Below are 18,408 nucleotides of genomic sequence, written 5' to 3' on the forward strand. Positions count from 1 at the left end.
GGCTGGATCATGAAAAAAGTACTGTTGCTCAACGGTGGCAAGAAGTTCGCCCACTCCGACGGCCGCTACAACGCGACCCTGCATGAAGCCGCGGTGGCGGTGCTGGACCGTGGCGGCGTGGACGTCAAAGTCACCCACATCGACGAGGGCTACGACATCCAGGAAGAAGTGGCCAAGTTCCTCTGGGCCGACGTGATCGTCTACCAGATGCCGGGCTGGTGGATGGGCGCGCCGTGGATCGTGAAAAAGTACATCGACGAAGTCTTCACCGAGGGCCACGGCAGCCTCTACGCCAGCGATGGCCGCACCCGTTCCGATGCCTCGCAGAAGTACGGCAGCGGCGGCCTGATCCACGACAAGCAGTACATGCTGTCGCTGACTTGGAACGCTCCACAGCAAGCCTTCGACGACCCGAGCGATTTCTTCGAAGCCAAGGGCGTGGACGCGGTGTACTTCCCGTTCCACAAGGCCAACCAGTTCCTTGGCATGCGCGGCCTGCCGACCTTCCTCTGCGTCGACGTGATGAAGCGCCCGAACATCGAAGCCGACGTGCAGCGCTACGAAGAACACCTCAAGGCGGTGTTCAACCTCCCCGCGTAAATCCGGCTACTATCGGTGGCGTGCCACAAGCCTGACACAGGATGTAGCCGCTGCCGCAGGCTGCGATCGCCACCGAAGGGGGCGCAAGGGCGTGAGATCGCTGAAGGCCTTCGGCCTTATCGCAGCCTGCGGCAGCGGCTACAGGCGCCCAACCGAGATAGAGGACTTACGTGAAAGCCAGATCCGACGAACTCCAGATCTTCGTCTGCGTCATCGAGTGCGGTTCGATTTCCGCGGCGGCCGAGCAGGTCGGGCAGACGCCGTCGGCGGTCAGCCGCACCCTGTCGCGCCTGGAAGCCAAGCTCGACACCACGCTGATCAACCGCACCACGCGGCGCATGGACCTGACCGAGGAGGGCAAGTATTTCTTCGAGCAGGCCAAGCTGATCCTCGACCAGATGGACGAGCTCGAAGAGCGCCTGTCGTCCCGCCAGCAGACGCCGTCCGGGCGCCTGCGCATCAACGCCGCCTCGCCGTTCATGCTGCATGCCATCGTGCCCTACATCGCTGAGTTCCGAAGCCTGTACCCGGACATCCAGCTGGAGCTCAACAGCAACGACCTGATCATCGACCTGCTGGAACAGAGCACCGATATCGCGATCCGCATCGGCACCCTGGCGGACTCGACCCTGCACGCGCGTTCGCTCGGTTGCAGCCCGCTGCACATCCTCGCCAGCCCCGACTACCTGAAGCGGCACGGCACACCCGCCAGCGTGGCCGAGCTGAGCGACCATACCCTGCTGGGTTTCACCCAGACCGAAACCCTCAACCACTGGCCGCTGCGCCATGTGCACGGCGACCGCTGGCCGATCCAGCCGGGCATCAGCGCCTCCAGCGGCGAGACGGTTCGCCACCTGGCGCTGGCAGGGCAGGGCATCGCCTGCCTGTCGCACTTCATGACTATCGACGACATCCGCGCCGGGCGCCTCACGCCGCTCCTCGCCCAGTTCAACAGCGGCTATCGCCAGCCGATCAACGCCGTGTACTACCGCAACTCGCAGCTGGCCCTGCGCATCCAGTGCTTCCTCGACTTTATCCAGGGCAAGCTGGCCGAGTACGCCAACCCGCAGTTCGAAGGCTGAGGCCTTTCTGCTGTAGGAACCGGCTCGCCTTGCACCGCCCGGGCAGGCACTATCGCTGGCAAGCCGGCTCCTACGGCGGTCAATCTCGGTGGGAAGACCGATCCCTGATTCGTGATCCCTGCGCAAGAGTGATTTGGGCCAACCTGCCTGTTTCGGCAGGAGTCGCCCGTCGATACTGGCGCCATCACTTATCCACCCAGGGAGTTTCTCCATGAATGTATTCGTCACCGGCGCCGCGGGTTTTATCGGCGGCTCCATTGCCACCGGCCTGGTCCGGGCCGGCCATCAAGTCACCGGCCTGGTGCGCAGCGCCGAACAGGCCGCCGAACTCAGCGCCCTGGGCATCCAGCCGGTACTCGGCAGCCTGGACGACAGCGCCGTGCTGACCGAACAGGCCCGCGCCGCCGACGCGGTGATCAACGCGGCCAGCAGCGACCATCGTGGAGCGGTGGAAGTCCTGCTCGCGGCCCTCAAGGGCTCCAATAAAGTCTTCTTGCACACCAGCGGTTCGAGCATCGTCGGAGACGCTTCGGGCGGCAAGGTCAGCGACGTCGTCTATCAGGAAAACAACCTGCCAGAGCCCACCGTCGACAAGGCCGCGCGCGTGGCCATCGACAACCTGGTGCTGGCCGCGGCCAAGGATGGGGTGAACTCGGCGGTGCTCTGCAACACCCTGATCTACGGCCACAGCCTCGGCGTGAAACGCGACAGCGTGCAGCTGCCGCGGCTGCTCAAGCAGGCGCGCAACAGTGGCGTGGTGCGGCATGTCGGGCCGGGGCAGAACATCTGGTCCAACGTGCATATCGAAGACGTGGTGGCGCTGTACCTGCTGGCGCTGACCCGCAACATCCCGGGCACCTTCTACTTCGTCGAAAGCGGTGAAGCCTCCTTCATCGACATGACCACCGCCATGGCCCAGGCCCTGCACCTCGGCGCGCCGCAGGACTGGCCGCTGGCCCAGGCCGAAGCCGAATGGGGCTATGAAATGGCCAACTACGGCCTGGGTTCCAACAGCCGCGTGCGGGGCAAGAACGCCCGCGAATTGCTGGGCTGGGTACCGCGGCGCACCTCGGTGCTGGAGTGGATTCGCCACGAGATGGTCTGAGCCGCTATCCCTGTAGCCGCTGTCGAGCGCCAGCGAGGCTGCGCTCGGCGGCGTAGCCGTCGTAAACCGGCTGGCGCGTTTTTCCAGGCAGTTCGTGGATTCAGGTTTTGCGGCAACTGCGTTGCCGATCGCAGCCTCGCAGGCTCGGCAGCGGCTACACGGGCAGCGTGATCCTGTAGCCGCTGCTGCAGGCTCGGGTCGCGTTCGGACGATCGACCGGTACGGTCGTGACGGCCTCAAGCGCGGCACCGTAGCCACCGTCACTCGTCCCCTCGCCAGACGGCCGCTTCAAGCGGCCGTTTTTATTTGCCGATTGCTCCGCCCCCGATCTTGCCCCTATCGTTCGACCTGCCAAAAAACAATAAAAGGACGGACCTTATGCGCATTGTTCTATTTAAGACCTTGGCTCTGACAGCGGCCATCGCCGCCAGCTCGCCGACCTTCGCCGCGTTGCTGGAAGGTGGCGCGGTCGCCGCGCCGAACCAGTATGGCGCCGATGTCGCGGCGCAGGTTCTGAAGAAGGGCGGCAACGCGGTGGACGCCGCGGTCGCCACCGCGTTCACCCTGGCAGTGACCTACCCCGAGGCCGGCAACATTGGCGGCGGCGGTTTCATGACCCTGTTCATCGACGGCAAACCTTATTTCCTCGACTACCGCGAAACCGCGCCCAAGGCCGCGACCCGCGACATGTACCTGAATGACAAAGGCGAGGTGATCGAGAACCTCAGCCTGGTCGGCGCGCGCGCCGCCGGGGTGCCGGGCACGGTGATGGGCCTGTGGGAGGTGCACAAGAAGTTCGGCAAGTTGCCCTGGAGCGAACTGATCACCCCGGCGGTGGGCTATGCGAAAAACGGTTTCAAGGTCGCCGACAAGCAGTACCAGTACCGCGAGGACGCGCTGAAGCTGTTCAAGGACAGCACCAATTTCGGCGACTATTTCGGCAGCATGAAAGTCGGCGAAACCTTCCGCCAGCCGGAGCTGGCCGCGACCCTGGAACGCATCGCCGACCAGGGCGTCAAGGAGTTCTACGAGGGCAAGACCGCCGACCTGCTGGTGGCGCAGATGCAGGCCGACAAAGGCCTGATCACCAAGCAGGACCTGCAGGACTACAAGGTCGCCTGGCGTGAGCCGCTGCAGGTCAACTGGCGCGGCAATACCCTGTACACCGCGCCGCCGCCCAGCTCCGGCGGCGTCGCCCTGGCACAACTGATGACCATCAAGGAAGAACGCACGGCGGACTTCAAGGGCGTCGAGCTGAACTCGGCCAAGTACATCCACCTGCTGGCGGAAATCGAAAAACGCGTGTTCGCCGACCGCGCCGATTACCTTGGCGACCCGGCGTTCTCCGAGGTGCCGGTCAAGCAGCTGATCGACCCGGCCTACCTGAAAAAACGCGCCGCCGAGATCAACCCGACGGCCATCTCGCCCACCGAAAAAGTCCGCCCGGGCCTGGAGCGGCACCAGACCACCCACTTCTCCATCGTCGATGCCGACGGCAACGCGGTGAGCAATACCTACACCCTCAACTGGGACTACGGCAGCGGCGTGGTGGTCAAGGGCGCGGGCTTCCTGCTCAACGACGAAATGGACGACTTCAGCGCCAAGCCCGGGGTAGCCAACGCCTTTGGCGTGGTCGGCGGCGACGCCAACGCCATCGCGCCGGGCAAGCGCATGCTGTCGTCCATGAGCCCGAGCCTGGTGACCCGCGATGGCAAGGTCACCCTGGTGCTGGGCACGCCGGGCGGGTCGCGGATCTTCACCTCAATCTTCCAGGTGCTGAACAACCTCTACGACTTCAACCTGCCGCTGGAAAAAGCCGTGGCCGCGCAGCGCGTGCATCACCAGTTGCTGCCCAAGGACACCATTTACTACGACGCCTACGCGCCGCTCACCGGCAAGGTCGCCGACGAGCTGAAAGCCTTGGGCTACACCCTGGAAGACCAGGGCTGGGAGATGGGTGATATCCAGGCGATCCGGGTCACCGGCAGCCAGCTGGAAACGGCCTCCGACCCACGCGGACGTGGCGTGGGCAAAGTCGTCAAATAACCTGTCCCTGTAGGAGCGAGCTTGCTCGCGATGGCGTCCTGCCTGACCCACCGCGTGGTCCTGATCGCGAGCAAGCTTCGCTCCTACAGAAAGCCATTCCTCCCCGTGGCCACTGGCTGCGGGGTTCTGCTCCTTGCGCTACAGCGGATGAAAATACCCCTCGCCGATTTTCATTATTCGCGACACGACTTGTCTGTTCGCGACAAAGCGTGTCTCTGTGCGAAAGTTACTTTCATGTGGTTTGAAAATCCGGTCACGAAATGATTTATGAGTTTCACAAGCATTCGACGTGACCCTTTTTCGAGGAGTACCGCATGACACCTGCATCGGGCTACTGGCTGCTGGGCTATGCCGCCATCGCCATCATCGCGCTGATCGTCCTGATCGCGCGTTACCGGATCAATCCGTTCATTGTCATCACCCTGGTCTCGGTGGGCCTGGCGCTGATGGCCGGGATGCCGCCGTCCGGCGTGGTCGGGGCCTACGAGGCGGGTGTCGGCAAGACCCTCGGGCATATCGCCCTGGTGGTGGCGCTGGGCACCATGCTCGGCAAGATGATGGCCGAGTCCGGTGGCGCGGAGCAGGTGGCGCGAACCCTGATCGACCGTTTCGGCGAGCGCAACGCGCACTGGGCGATGGTCTGCATCGCCTTCCTGGTGGGCCTGCCGCTGTTCTTCGAGGTCGGTTTCGTGTTGCTGGTGCCGATCGCCTTTACCGTGGCGAAGCGTGTCGGCGTGTCGATCCTGATGGTCGGCCTGCCGATGGTCGCCGGCCTGTCGGTGGTGCATGCCCTGGTGCCGCCGCACCCGGCGGCGATGCTGGCGGTGCAGGCCTACCAGGCGTCGGTGGGGCAGACCCTGCTGTACGCGATCCTGATCGGCATTCCCACGGCGATCATCGCCGGCCCCCTGTACGCCAAATTCATCGTGCCGCGCATCCAACAGCCGGCGGAAAACCCGCTGGCGCGCCAGTTCATCGAGCGTGAGCCGCGCACCCGGTTGCCCAGTTTTGCGGTCACCATGGCCACCATTCTGTTGCCGGTGGTGCTGATGCTGATCGGCGGCTGGGCCAACCTGATTTCCACCCCGGGCAGCGGCCTCAACCAGTTCCTGCTGTTTATCGGCAACTCGGTGATCGCCCTGTTGCTGGCGACCCTGCTGAGCTTCTGGACCCTCGGCCTGGCCCAGGGCTTCAACCGCGAATCGATCCTCAGGTTTACCAACGAATGCCTGGCGCCGACCGCCAGCATTACCCTGCTGGTGGGCGCCGGCGGCGGCCTCAACCGGATCCTGGTGGATGCCGGGGTCACCGACCAGATCGTCGGCCTGGCCCATGAATTCCAGCTGTCGCCGCTGCTGATGGGCTGGCTGTTCGCCGCGTTGATGCGCATCGCCACCGGCTCGGCCACCGTGGCCATGACCACCGCCTCGGGCGTGGTGGCGCCGGTGGCCATCGGCCTGGGCTATCCGCACCCGGAACTGCTGGTGCTGGCCACCGGCGCCGGCTCGGTGATCTTCTCCCACGTCAACGACGGCGGCTTTTGGCTGATCAAGGAATACTTCAATATGACCGTCACCCAGACCTTCAAGACCTGGACGGTGCTGGAGACCCTGATCTCGGTGGTCGCCTTTGCCCTGACCGTCGGTCTTGCCCAACTGCTTTGAGCCCAGGTGCCGTCCATGGACATCCTCTACCAGATCCGTTCCCGCCAGGATTCCTTCAGCGCCGGCGAAGGCCGCATCGCGCGCTTGATGCTCGATGACGTCGGTTTCGCCGCCTCGGCCAGCCTGGAACAGCTGGCGCAGCAGGCGGAGGTCAGCGCCGCCACCCTGTCGCGGTTTGCCCGCAGCGTGGGTTGTCGCGACCTGCGCGACCTGCGCCTGCAACTGGCCCAGGCCAGCGGCGTCGGCAGCCGTTTTCTCGACCCGGCGGGCACCCCGGAGCAGTCGGGTTTCTACCGGCAGATCGTTGGCGATATCGAGTCGACCCTGCACCAGCACCTGGCGGGGTTCGACGAGTCGCGCTTCAGCGATGCGGTGCGCTTGCTGGGCAAGGCGCAGATGATTCACGCCTTCGGCATGGGCGGCTGTTCTACCTTGTGCAGCGACGAATTGCAGGTGCGCCTGGTGCGCCTCGGCTACCCCATCGCCGCCTGCCACGACCCGGTGATGATGCGGGTGACCGCCGCGGCCCTGGGCCCGCAACACGCGCTGATCACCTGCTCCCTGACCGGCATCACCCCCGAATTGCTGGAGACCGTCGAACTGGCCCGCAGCTACGGCGCCAGGGTGCTCGCCATCACCCTGGCCGACTCGCCGCTGGCGGAACTGGCCGACGTGCTCCTGCCGCTGCAGAACGCCGAAACCTCCTTTATCTACAAACCCACGGCCGCGCGCTACGGCATGCTGCTGGCCATCGATGTGCTGGCCACCGAGCTGGCGCTGGCCCTGCCCGAAGACAACCAGGAACGCCTGCGCCGGATCAAACTGGCCCTGGACGATTACCGCGGCGGCGACGATTGCCTGCCGCTGGGAGACTGACATGCGCTACGACACCCTGATCCGCAACGCCCTGGTGATTGACGGCAGCGACCGCCCGGCTTACCCCGCCGATGTCGCCCTGCTCGAGGGCCGCATCGCCCGCATCGGCGACTTGCAAGGCGCCCGGGCCAGCGAAGAAGTCGACGCCGCCGGGCGGGTGCTGGCCCCCGGTTTTATCGACGTGCACACCCACGACGACACCGTGGTGATCCGCCAGCCGCAGATGCTGCCCAAGCTCAGCCAGGGCGTGACCACGGTGATCGTCGGCAACTGCGGTATCAGTGCCTCGCCGGTGAGTTTGCGCGGCGAGCCAGCGGACCCGATGAACCTGCTGGGCAGCCAGGCGGCCTTCGTCTACCCGCGTTTTCGCGACTACCGCGCGGCGGTGGACGCCGCGCAGCCGGCCGTCAATGTGGCGGCGCTGATCGGCCACACAGCGCTGCGCAGCAACCATCTGGACGACCTGTATCGCACCGCCACGGCCGAGGAAATCGCCGCCATGCGCGAGCAGTTGCGGGCCAGCCTGGAAGACGGTGCCCTCGGCTTATCCACAGGCCTGGCCTACGCCAGCGCCTTCTCGGCCGAGACCGACGAGGTGCTGCAACTGGCTGCGGAACTGAGCGCCTTCGGCGCGGTGTACACCACCCACCTGCGCAGTGAATTCGAGCCGGTGCTGGAGGCCATGGACGAAGCCTTCCTGATCGGCCGCCAGGCCAAGGCGCCGGTGATCATTTCCCACCTCAAATGCGCGGGCGCGGGCAATTGGGGCCGCAGTCCGCAATTGCTGGCGTCCCTGGAGCAGGCGGCGAAAGACCATCCGGTAGGCTGCGACTGCTACCCCTACGCGGCCAGTTCCTCGACCCTCGACCTCAAGCAGGTCACCGATGCCTTTCGCATCACCATCACTTGGTCCACCCCGCACCCGGAACTGGGCGGCCGCGACCTGATGGACATCGCCGCCGAGTGGGGCACGACTCTGCTGGAGGCCGCGCGGCGCCTGCAACCGGCCGGTGCGGTGTACTACGGCATGGACGAAGCCGATGTGCGGCGCATTCTTGCCCACCCGCTGTCGATGATCGGTTCCGACGGCTTGCCGGAAGACCCGTTCCCCCATCCACGGCTGTGGGGCGCTTTCCCGCGGGTGCTCGGGCACTTCAGCCGCGACCTCGGCCTGTTCCCGCTGCACACCGCGGTGCACAAGATGACCGGGCTGTCGGCGGCGCGTTTCGGCCTCAAGCAGCGTGGCGAAATCCGCGAAGGGCACTGGGCCGACCTGGTGCTGTTCGATCCGGCGCGGGTCCGCGATGTGGCCGACTTCAAAAGCCCGCAACAGGCGGCCGAGGGGATCGACGGCGTGTGGGTCAACGGCGTGCGCAGCTATGCCGAAGGCCAGGCCAATGGCCGCCGGCAAGGGCGCTTCCTGGCACGGCAAGGGGATTTGCGCGAAGGGTTCAACGGCTGAAGGCGTGCGGCGTCGAATAGGTGAACGCCGTCACAGTGATGGCCTGATGATATTAAAGAAAGCCTTGGCCTAGCCGAAGTGCTGACATCCACCTGCTATACCGTGGACATCTTTCATCAGGGAGTCGCGCAATGAGCTTTGGCAAAACCACCCCCATCCTGCGGATCTTCGACGAGGCCAAGGCGCGGGAGTTTTATATCGACTTCCTGGGCTTCACGCTCGACTGGCAGCACCGCTTCGAAGACAACTTCCCGCTGTATATGCAGGTGTCGCGTGGGGAGTGCGTGCTGCACCTGTCGGAGCACCATGGCGACAGCACGCCGGGCTCCGCGTTGCGCATCGAGACCGACGAGCTGGAAGTCTTCCAGCAGCAGTTGCTGGCCAAGGATTATCGCTTCGCCCACCCACAGATCCAGGCCATGCCCTGGGGTAGCCAGGACCTGACGGTGCTCGATCCGTTCGGCAATCGGCTGGTGTTTACCAACGCCATTTGCGTCTGAGCCAGCGCTTCGCATCTTGCGCCTGGACCTTGTAGCCGCTGCCGAGCGCAGCGAGGCTGCGACAGGACCGCAGGTCCTCCAGCGGTCTCAAGAACCTTGCGCCCCCTGCGGGGACGATCGCAGCCTCGCAGGCTCGGCAGCGGCTACAGGGAATGGGGCGATGCACCTCGCCTTGCGCCTGGACCTTGTAGCCGCTGCCGAGCGCAGCGAGGCTGCGACAGGACCGCAGGTCCTCCAGCTGTCTCAAGAACCTTGCGCCCCCTGCGGGGACGATCGCAGCCTCGCGGGCTCGGCAGCGGCTACAGGGAATGGGGCGATGCACCTCGCCTTGCGCCTGGCACCTTGTAGCCGCTGCCGAGCGCAGCGAGGCTGCGACAGGACCGCAGGTCCTCCAGCGGTCCCAGAAGCTTGCGCCCCCTGCGGGGACGATCGCAGCCTCGCAGGCTTGGCAGCGGCTACAGGGTTAGGGGGTTCGCTGGGTGTGGCGGAATTCTCCCGGGGTCATGCCGGTGCGGCTTTTGAAGGTCCGGTGAAAGGAGCGCTGTTCGGTAAAGCCTAGGTATTGGGAAATATCGTGAATCGCCAGATCGCTGTGCAGCAGGTAATGCTCGGCGAGCTCCTGGCGCAGGTCATCGAGAATCTGCTGGTAGCCGGTGCCGGCCTGTTGCAGTTGGCGCTGCAGGGTGCGCACGGAGGTGGCCAGTTGTTTCGCCACCTGCTCCTTGCGTGGCAGGCCTTCCTTGAGCAACTGGCGCAGGACGTTTTTCACCTGCTGCGGCAGCGGCGCATCGCTTAGCGAGGCCATCAGGCCCAGGGCATGTTCCTCCAGGGTACGCAGCAACTGGGCGTCGGCCTGGCGCAGGGGCAACTGCATGTATTGCGCAGGCGCGATCAGCGCCGAATAGGCTTGGTCGAACAGCACCGGGCTACCGAAAAATGCCTCGTACTGGGCCAGCTCGGCCCCCGCCGGCAGCGAATGCTCGAACCACACGGCGATGGGGCTCAACCGGGTATCGGCGATCCACTGTGCGTACAACAGCCACGACGCCAGCACGTTCTCCACCATGTGCCGGCGCGAGGTGGGGCGCTGGTGGCGGCAGCTCCAGGTCAAGTGGATTTGCCCGTCGACCTGCTCGGCGCGGCTGACGCCCATGTCGCCCACCAGCTTCTCGAACGGCATGATCCGGTTCATCGCGTCGCCCAGGGTCGCGCAGTTCATGGTGATGTAGCCCAGCACGTTCCACGAGTTGGGCAGTACGAACCGCGCCGAGTTGAGCCCGAACAACGGGTCTGCCGAATGCTCGCAGAAATAGTCCAGCAAACGCTCATGGGCCTCGCCGGGCAGGCGCAGGCTGTTGTCGCTCAATTGCCCGGCCTGCAAGCCCGCGGCCGCCAGCGCAGGTTCGATGGCGATACCCAGCTGCTCGGCATAGCGCAGGTACTTGAGCAGCGGTGGGACCGAGGTGTAGCCGAGGCTGTGCATGGTGGGTTTCCTGGCGCCGGAACGTGGATGGACGCGCGCGGGAACCGAGTGGGAGGCTGTTCCAGCAGGCGTCGGCGCCCTGAAAGGTAATTTGAAAGCGGGACTAAAGTAAATGCTTCGGGCCCCTTGTCCCCGGCTGACCCAATTGGCTACTCGAACTGGCCTGATACGACCGTGACACCCATGCGCCGCGAACTAGTATGGAGGCCTTGCAAACCAACACTTACAAGCACGACACAAGGGGCACAGGCATGCGACGCTGGAACGGCTGGGGCGAACAAAGCACGGTGGTCGAATTGCCCGCCCAGGGTGCGGGGTTTCTTGCGCAGCGTATCGGCGCGGGGAGCCGGCTGGCGGATGCTTCGCTGGAAACCGCGTTGGCCCGGGTGCCGCCGTCGCGGCTGAGGCCCCATGCGCTGTACAGCATCGAGGCCCCTGACCGGCTGCTGCATGCCCGCGGCCAGAGCCTGCCGGACTGGCTGGCCCTGCGCGAAGGCACGCTGGAGCGCTACCCGGACGGCGTGGCCTTTCCCGACAGCGCCGAGCAGGTTCGCCAGCTGCTGGCCCTGGCCGAACAGCAGGACCTGTGCCTGATCCCCTACGGCGGCGGCACCTCGGTGGCCGGCCACATCAACCCGCCCGTTTCGACGCGGCCGGTACTGACCGTGTCCATGGCGCGGATGAATCGCCTGCTGGAGCTGGACGAAAGCAGCCTGATCGCCACCTTCGGCCCCGGCGCCAGCGGCCCGCAGGTGGAAAGCCAGTTGCGCGCCCGCGGCTATACCCTGGGGCACTTCCCGCAGTCCTGGGAGCTGTCGACCCTGGGCGGCTGGGTCGCCAGCCGCTCCAGCGGCCAGCAGTCCCTGCGCTACGGGCGCATCGAGCAGTTGTTCGCCGGCGGCACCCTGGAAACCTTCGCCGGCCCCTTGCAGATTCCCGCCTTCCCGGCGTCGGCCGCGGGGCCGGACCTGCGCGAGGTGGTGCTGGGCTGCGAGGGCCGCTTCGGGATCATTTCCACGGTCAAGGTGCGGGTCAGCGCGCTGGTCGAGGACGAGCGCTTCTATGGCGTGTTCCTGCCGGACTGGCCCAAGGCGCTGCAGGCCATCCGCCAACTGGCCCAGGCCCGGGTGCCGCTGTCCATGCTGCGGCTGTCGAACGCGGTGGAAACCGAGACCCAGCTGGCCCTGGCCGGCCATCCGCGGCAGATCGCCTGGCTGGAGAAATACCTGAAGCTGCGCGGGGCGGGGCAGGGCAAGTGCCTGCTGACCTTCGGCGTGACCGGCAACCGCCAGCAGAACGCCCTGTCCCTGCGCCAGGCCAGGCAGCACCTGAAGGCCTTCGGCGGGGTGTTCACCGGCACCTTGCTGGGCAACAAGTGGGCGCATAACCGCTTTCGTTTTCCCTACCTGCGCGAGAGCCTCTGGCATGCCGGCTATGTGGCCGACACTCTGGAGACCGCCACCGACTGGAGCAATGTCGACAACCTGTTGCAGCGCATCGAGGCCAGCCTGCGCGATTGCCTGGCGGCCGAAGGCGAACAGGTCCATGTCTTCACCCACCTGTCGCATGTCTACGGCGAAGGCTCGAGCATCTACACCAGCTACGTGTTCCGCCCGGCCGCGGATTACCCGGCCACCCTGGCCCGCTGGAAGGCGCTCAAGCATGCGGCCAGCCAGACCATCGTCGAGCACGGCGGCACCATCAGCCACCAGCACGGCGTGGGCAAGGACCACGCGCCCTACCTAGTGCACGAAAAAGGCGAACTGGCGATCGCCGCCCTGCGCAGCCTCAGCCGGCACTTCGACCCTGCCGGGCGTCTCAACCCCGGCACCCTGCTGGAGGAATAAGGCCCATGAGCACGGATTGGAATGCGCAATGGCGCCAGGCACAGCTGCCGACCCTGGCGGGCCAGAGCTGGGACCTGATCGTGATCGGCGGCGGTATCAGCGGGGCCGGGATCCTGCGTGAGGCGGCGCGGCGCGGCTGGCGCTGCCTGCTGCTGGAGCAGCGCGATTTTGCCTGGGGCACTTCCAGCCGTTCCTCGAAAATGGTCCATGGCGGCCTGCGCTACATCGCCAAGGGCCAATGGCGCCTGACCCGCGATTCGGTGCGCGAACGCCAGCGCCTGCTCGACGAAGCGCCCGGGCTGGTGGAGCCCATGAGCTTTCTGATGCCGCACTATCGCGGTGTATTTCCCGGGCCGCGGGTGTTCGGTGGCCTGCTGGCGGTGTACGACGCCCTGGCCGGGCGGCGCAACCATCGTTTCCACGACGTCGAGCAGATGCGTTACCTGGCGCCTGGTATCAAGGCCGAAGGCTTACTGGGCGGCTCGTGTTTTCTCGATGCCCTGACCGACGATGCCCGGCTGGTGATGCGGGTGCTGGCCGAGGCGCGGGCCGATGGCGCCCAAGCGTTCAATGGCCTGCGTGTGCAGCAGGTGCTGCGCGAACGGGGGCGAGTGTGCGGAGTGTCGGTCGAGGACGTGGAAAGCGGCCAGTCGCTGACCCTGCGTTGCGCGGTGCTGGCGGTGGCGAGTGGGGCCTGGGCCGGGCGTTTCGCGCCGCCTGGCGAGAACCGCCACTTGCGGCCCCTGCGCGGCAGCCACCTGTTGCTGCCCGGCTGGCGCTTGCCGGTGGCCCAGGCATTCAGCTTCCTGCATGACAGCGATCGGCGCCCGGTGTTCGTGTTTCCCTGGGAAGGCGCCACCGTGGTCGGCACCACCGACCTCGATCACCGCGAAGACCTCGACCAGAGCGCGCGCATCAGTGTCGAGGAGCTGGCCTATCTGCTGGCGGCCTGCGAGCAGCAATTTCCCGAGGCGCGTATCGGCGCTGCCGATGTGCTGTCGACCTGGTCCGGGGTGCGCCCGGTGGTGGGCAGCGCCGACGCGGCGGGCAAGCCTTCCAATGAAACCCGCGAGCATGCGCTGTGGTGCGAGCCGGGCTGCGTGACCCTGGCCGGCGGCAAGCTGACCACCTTTCGTACCCAGGCCATCGAGGTGTTGCAGGCCTGTGCGGCGATGCTCGGGCGCCCTCTGGACGATGCCGACGCGGCGGTGTTCGCGGCCGTGCCGGCGGTGGAGGTCGCGGGCCTGAGCAGCGGCCAGCTGCGCCGCCTGGCCGGGCGCCATGGGCGCGACCTGCCGCGACTGGCGCAATGGCTGGCGCAGCTGGGATGCGGCTGCGTCGCCAGCAGCGACACCTTGTGGGCCGAGCTGGCGTTTGCCGCCCAAAGCGAGATGGTCCTGCACCTGGACGACCTGCTACTGCGCCGCACCCGCCTGGGCCTGTTGCTGGCCAACGGCGCGGCGGCCGAGCTGCCGGCGATCCGCGCCCTGTGCCAGCCCCTGCTCGGTTGGGACGACGCGCGCTGGGAACAGGAACAACAGCGTTATAACGACCTGTGGCTGCGTTATCACAGCCTGCCCGAGGTTGCCTATAGAAGCCTAGCCAAGAGCCATCCATGAACAACGACAAGCCCTATCTGCTGGCGATCGACAATGGCACCCAGAGCGTGCGGGCCCTGTTGTTCGACCTGCAAGGCAACCTGCTGGGCAAGGGCAAGGTCGAGTTGCAGGCCTACTATTCCAGCCAGCCCGGCTGGGCCGAACAGGACCCCGATTACTACTGGCGCAAACTCGGCGAGGCCTGCCAGCAGTTGTGGCAGCAGACCGGCATCGATCGCCGGCAGATCCGCGGCGTGTCACTGACGACCCAGCGCGGCACCCTGATCAACGTCGATGCCGACGGCAAGCCCTTGCGTCCGGCGATCCTCTGGCTCGACCAGCGCCAGACCGAAGTCGAGGGCGACATCAAGGGCCCCTGGAGCTGGCTGTTCAAGCTGATCGGGGCCCAGGCCACGGTGGATTACTTTCGCGCCCAGGCCGAGGTCAACTGGATCGCCCGGCACCAGCCCGAGGTCTGGGCGGCCACCGACAAGCTGTTGCTGCTGTCGGGCTTTCTCACCCATCGGCTGACCGGAAACTTTGTCGACTCGGTCGGCTGTTGCGTGGCCTTTTTGCCCTTCGACTACAAGCGCCTGCGCTGGGCCGCGCCCCATGACTGGAAATGGCAGGCCCTGGCGGTGCGCCCCGAGCAGCTGCCGAGCCTGCGCAAGCCGGGCGAGGTCCTGGGGCATATCAGCGCCGCGGCCAGCCAGCTGACCGGGATTCCCGAAGGCCTGCCGCTGATTGCCGCGGGGGCCGACAAGGCCTGTGAAGTGCTGGGTTCCGGGGTGCAGGACAGCAGCACTGCCTGCCTGTCCTACGGCACCACGGCGACCATCACCACCACCCGGTCCCGCTACCGGGAAATCATCCCGCTGATCCCGCCTTACCCCTCGGCGATGCCCGACCATTACAACTGCGAAGTGATGATCTATCGCGGCTACTGGATGGTCAGCTGGTTCAAGCAGGAGTTCGGCCTGCGGGAAATGCAGCAGGCCCGCGAGCAGGGGCTGGAGCCGGAGGTGCTGTTCGATGCGTTGGTCAACGCGGTGCCGCCCGGCTCCATGGGGCTGATGCTGCAACCTTACTGGTCGCCCGGAATCCGCGAGCCGGGCGTCGAGGCCAAGGGCGCGATGATCGGCTTTGGCGATGTGCACACCCGGGCGCATATCTACCGGGCGATTCTCGAGGGCCTGGCCTACGCCCTGCGCCAGGGCAAGGAACGCATCGAGCAGCGCACCCGCACCCCGATTACCTGCTTGCGGGTGGCCGGCGGCGGTTCCCAGAGCGACGCGGCCATGCAATTGACGGCGGACATTTTTGGCCTGCCCGCCGAGCGTCCGCATGTGTACGAAGCCTCCGGGCTCGGCGCGGCGATTGCCTGTGCGGTCGGGCTGGGCCTGTACCCGGATTTCCCCACGGCCATTGCCGGCATGACCCGCGTCGCCGAGGTCTTCCAGCCGCAACCCCAGGCGCAGCAGCTCTATCAGCGGCTGTACCGCGAGGTGTATGTGCGCATGTACCGCCAGCTCAGCCCGCTGTACCGCAGTATTCGCGAGATCACCGGTTACCCGGCCTGAACCTGGCCGCACGCCAGCGGTGGTCGCGCCCGGGTTTTGCCGGCGCGCGCCGAACCTGGCGTACGACACGCCGATCGCGGCGTCCGACGGTTTGCGCACGGCCGACGACATGCCGTCGGCGTTGCGCTTGCGCGGGACCCGGTAAGGGGCGGCTTCGTCTTGCCTCGGGCTGGCTGGCGCGGCGGCGCAGGGTTCAAGACGCTGCCGTGGGTGCCGATACGCAAGAGGCAGGCACGCGTTGGGGGGCGTGAAAGCTCCCCTGACCCTTTCAGGAACGGAGTCCAAAAAAATGAACACAGCCATTGCATGGCCGGAGGTTTTTCTCGGGGCGTTTGATGCGATCAGCGAGCGCATGGCGCAGGTGCTGGAGCTGAGCGATTGCCGGGAACACTGGATTCAGGCCGAGCTCAGCCTGTATGCCTGGCAGCACGATTATCCGGATATCTGGACCAGCGGTAAGGCCGGAGGACGTACGAAAGTCGACCTGTACACGGAAGATCTCGACATGGCGGCCGAGGTGAAATGCCTGGGGGATGTGTCTTTTGCCAGGTGCCTGATGGGCAAGGGGATGGGCGAGACCCGATCGGTGTTGCGAGAGGATGGCGATGGCCGGCTCTGGTTTCCTCAAGTCGATCCGGGTGAGTCTCTGGTCTGGTCGGTGTTTGCCGATCTGCATCGGTTGCGACGGATGGAGGGGGTTCGGAATAAGTTTCTGATTCTGGTGATTGCCAAGGATTATGTGGCTGAGACGGAGATGGGGGAGACGCTGCGGCGGCTTCGTTTGTCGCAAGAGGAGTGGTCGTTGGAGTTAAAGAATGCCACGGTGCGGATTTGGCGGGTCGAGTAATTCGGGCATCTGTAGGAGCGGCCGGTCGACGTTTGATTGGCCGCGATGGCGTCTGTTCTGGCGCTGCATTTTTTGGACGGGGTACATATCCGTTTCTGCGGTCACGGCTGCTGGCGGTTTCGCCCTTACGGCGACTCACTTTTTACAGACGCCTAAAAAGTAAGCAAAAACGCTTGCCCCTGCGTACGGCCTTCGCTGCGCTCAGGTTCCCTCGCTCCGGCGTCCATCAGGGGGCATCGACTCCGGTCGGCTTCGCTTCGACCTCCATACGATGTCCTCGACTGCGTCGAGGGGCGCTGCGCGCCATCCCCCTGATGAACACCGGAACGAAGCCTCCCGATGGGGCGGGTAGATCAAAAGCCAAAGCTGCACCATGCGCGACCTACCGGTCGGCGCTAACCCTTGTAGCCGCTGCCGAGCCCGCGAGGCTGCGATCGGCCGCGCAGCGGACGCAGGGTCTTGAGACCGCTGGAGGACCTTCGGTCCTATCGCAGCCTGCGGCAGCGGCTACAGGGGTTGTGAGCGTTAGTTCGTGTATGGAGCTGTCTGAGAGTGAGGTTCTTCCCGATAGGGCGGCTGGATCAAGATCAAAAGCTGCGCCATGCGCGACCTACCGGTCGGCGCTAGCCCTGTAGCCGCTGCCGAGCCCGCGAGGCTGCGATCGGCCGCGAAGCGGACGCAGGGTCTTGAGATCGCTGGAGGACCTTCGGTCCTATCGCAGCCTGCGGCAGCGGCTACAGGGACCGCGGTTATATCGGGGCCTTTTGTAGGAGCGAGCTTGCTCGCGATCAGGTCCCGCGGCTGACAGGTTTGTCGTGTAGGGCGCTGTCTGAAAGTGAGGCGCTTCGCTTTCTTTTGTAAGGCTTTTCCGAGAAACTCCGGGGCGCTTGCGTCTGGGAAGGGCGCTGTCTAGCCTCGGGTTCGTCACCGGTTTTTCGGTGATCGGGTTTAGCAGCTCGAGGAAAATCCAGACGTACAAGCTCCCTATCTAACTCGTTGGCATCTCTTGTCGACTTGTCTGTTATGGCAGCTGTGCGCGGGGCACCCTTGGGTGCGCTGGGTCTCTGGAGTCCTGGTCTGCTAACCCGCGTATAGCTGCCACCCTATTTTCGTTTAGCAGCGACGGGTGATGGCTCCACTACTCCGGAGTTACGTCATGAAAAAGCTCTTCCCCGATCCACCTGTTTCCCTTCCGTGCTCGCGTAGAAATCCTGAGCATGATCGTGCCAACGAAAGCATTCTTCAGGCGCTGTGCCGGCATCGTGGTGATGGTTCGCCGATGGATGCGCTCAAGCCAACCGTGGGCACTGTCGTTGGCCAGGATTCGTTGTTTTGTGTACGTGAAGGCATCAGCGCCGAGGAGGCGTTGCTTCACGTTTCGATCCTGCTCAAGGCGGCCGAAGAGGTGTCCGATGAGATCACCGAGCGGGCCAGCGGTGTGGAGCGTGGCCTGATCTGGTCGTTGATCCATAACGTGGAGATGGCGCGGGGTGTGGTGGACGCGTTGCTCGACGGCAGCCGCCCGCCAACGCAGGCCTGAACCCGGACCCCGAACCTTGGAATCTGGAACCCGAACCCGAACCCGAACCCTGTAGCCGCTGCCGAGCCCGCGAGGCTGCGATCGGCCTGGGCGGCATTCCGACGAAGCGGACGCAGGGTCTTGAGACCGCTGGAGGACCTTCGGTCCTATCGCAGCCTGCGGCAGCGGCTACAGGGAT

14 protein-coding genes and 1 pseudogene are annotated in these 18,408 nt (G+C 65.5%); 14 read left to right on the top strand and 1 reads right to left on the bottom strand.

Annotation, left to right across the window (positions count from 1 at the left end):
• Positions 1–9: 9 nt before the first annotated feature.
• The 8 genes from mdaB (at position 10) to AC07VU_RS00195 (ending at position 9,335) form a co-directional block, all read left to right on the top strand.
• Entirely contained in the window at positions 10–600 is a 591-nt protein-coding gene (gene mdaB / locus AC07VU_RS00160) for an NADPH:quinone oxidoreductase MdaB (RefSeq protein WP_495029381.1), read from the top strand.
• Between the two features lie 170 nt (positions 601–770).
• The gene (locus AC07VU_RS00165; RefSeq protein ID WP_495029382.1) at positions 771–1,682 is read left to right on the top strand and encodes a LysR substrate-binding domain-containing protein; all 912 of its coding nucleotides are present in this window, start codon (positions 771–773) and stop codon (positions 1,680–1,682) included.
• A gap of 211 nt (positions 1,683–1,893) precedes the next feature.
• On the top strand, positions 1,894–2,787 hold the full coding sequence (locus tag AC07VU_RS00170; protein ID WP_274335765.1) for an NAD-dependent epimerase/dehydratase family protein: 894 nt from the start codon (positions 1,894–1,896) through the stop codon (positions 2,785–2,787).
• 378 nt (positions 2,788–3,165) lie between these two features.
• Positions 3,166–4,833 carry a gamma-glutamyltransferase gene (gene ggt / locus AC07VU_RS00175; protein ID WP_495029383.1) on the top strand — a complete coding sequence of 556 codons (1,668 nt, stop codon included), beginning with the start codon at positions 3,166–3,168 and terminating at the stop codon, positions 4,831–4,833.
• A gap of 314 nt (positions 4,834–5,147) precedes the next feature.
• Positions 5,148–6,497: a GntT/GntP/DsdX family permease gene (locus AC07VU_RS00180; RefSeq protein ID WP_495029384.1), complete on the top strand. Its 1,350-nt coding sequence runs from the start codon at positions 5,148–5,150 to the stop codon at positions 6,495–6,497.
• A 15-nt stretch (positions 6,498–6,512) separates the two neighbouring features.
• Positions 6,513–7,373, top strand: coding sequence for a MurR/RpiR family transcriptional regulator (locus AC07VU_RS00185; RefSeq protein WP_495029385.1), 861 nt, complete (start codon positions 6,513–6,515; stop codon positions 7,371–7,373).
• A 1-nt stretch (position 7,374) separates the two neighbouring features.
• Complete coding sequence (locus tag AC07VU_RS00190) at positions 7,375–8,835, top strand: N-acyl-D-amino-acid deacylase family protein (protein ID WP_495029386.1); 1,461 nt, start codon at positions 7,375–7,377, stop codon at positions 8,833–8,835.
• Positions 8,836–8,966: 131 nt separating this feature from the next.
• On the top strand, positions 8,967–9,335 hold the full coding sequence (locus AC07VU_RS00195; protein WP_277587829.1) for a glyoxalase superfamily protein: 369 nt from the start codon (positions 8,967–8,969) through the stop codon (positions 9,333–9,335).
• A gap of 463 nt (positions 9,336–9,798) precedes the next feature.
• On the opposite strand, the gene gliR is transcribed toward AC07VU_RS00195, so the two are convergent.
• Positions 9,799–10,818: an AraC family transcriptional regulator GliR gene (gene gliR / locus AC07VU_RS00200; RefSeq protein WP_101336780.1), complete on the bottom strand. Its 1,020-nt coding sequence runs from the start codon at positions 10,816–10,818 to the stop codon at positions 9,799–9,801.
• A gap of 251 nt (positions 10,819–11,069) precedes the next feature.
• Between gliR and AC07VU_RS00205 the strand changes: the two genes are divergently transcribed.
• From AC07VU_RS00205 to AC07VU_RS00230, 6 genes and pseudogenes are all read left to right on the top strand, one after another.
• Positions 11,070–12,665, top strand: coding sequence for an FAD-binding oxidoreductase (locus AC07VU_RS00205; RefSeq protein ID WP_495029387.1), 1,596 nt, complete (start codon positions 11,070–11,072; stop codon positions 12,663–12,665).
• Between the two features lie 5 nt (positions 12,666–12,670).
• The gene (locus AC07VU_RS00210; RefSeq protein ID WP_495029388.1) at positions 12,671–14,284 is read left to right on the top strand and encodes a glycerol-3-phosphate dehydrogenase/oxidase; all 1,614 of its coding nucleotides are present in this window, start codon (positions 12,671–12,673) and stop codon (positions 14,282–14,284) included.
• Positions 14,281–15,843: an FGGY-family carbohydrate kinase gene (locus tag AC07VU_RS00215; protein ID WP_495029389.1), complete on the top strand. Its 1,563-nt coding sequence runs from the start codon at positions 14,281–14,283 to the stop codon at positions 15,841–15,843. The genes AC07VU_RS00210 and AC07VU_RS00215 overlap by 4 nt, the downstream gene beginning before the upstream one ends.
• A gap of 40 nt (positions 15,844–15,883) precedes the next feature.
• Positions 15,884–15,952, top strand: a pseudogene (locus AC07VU_RS00220) (DUF1329 domain-containing protein); the annotation flags it as partial.
• 180 nt (positions 15,953–16,132) lie between these two features.
• Positions 16,133–16,690 (top strand): hypothetical protein, encoded by a 558-nt coding sequence (locus AC07VU_RS00225; RefSeq protein WP_495029390.1) that lies wholly within the window; start codon positions 16,133–16,135, stop codon positions 16,688–16,690.
• A 1,156-nt stretch (positions 16,691–17,846) separates the two neighbouring features.
• Positions 17,847–18,230 (top strand): hypothetical protein, encoded by a 384-nt coding sequence (locus AC07VU_RS00230; protein ID WP_495029391.1) that lies wholly within the window; start codon positions 17,847–17,849, stop codon positions 18,228–18,230.
• The last annotated feature ends 178 nt before the right edge of the window (positions 18,231–18,408 follow it).

It is taken from the genome of Pseudomonas sp. GW821-FHT02B10, from assembly GCF_059421865.1.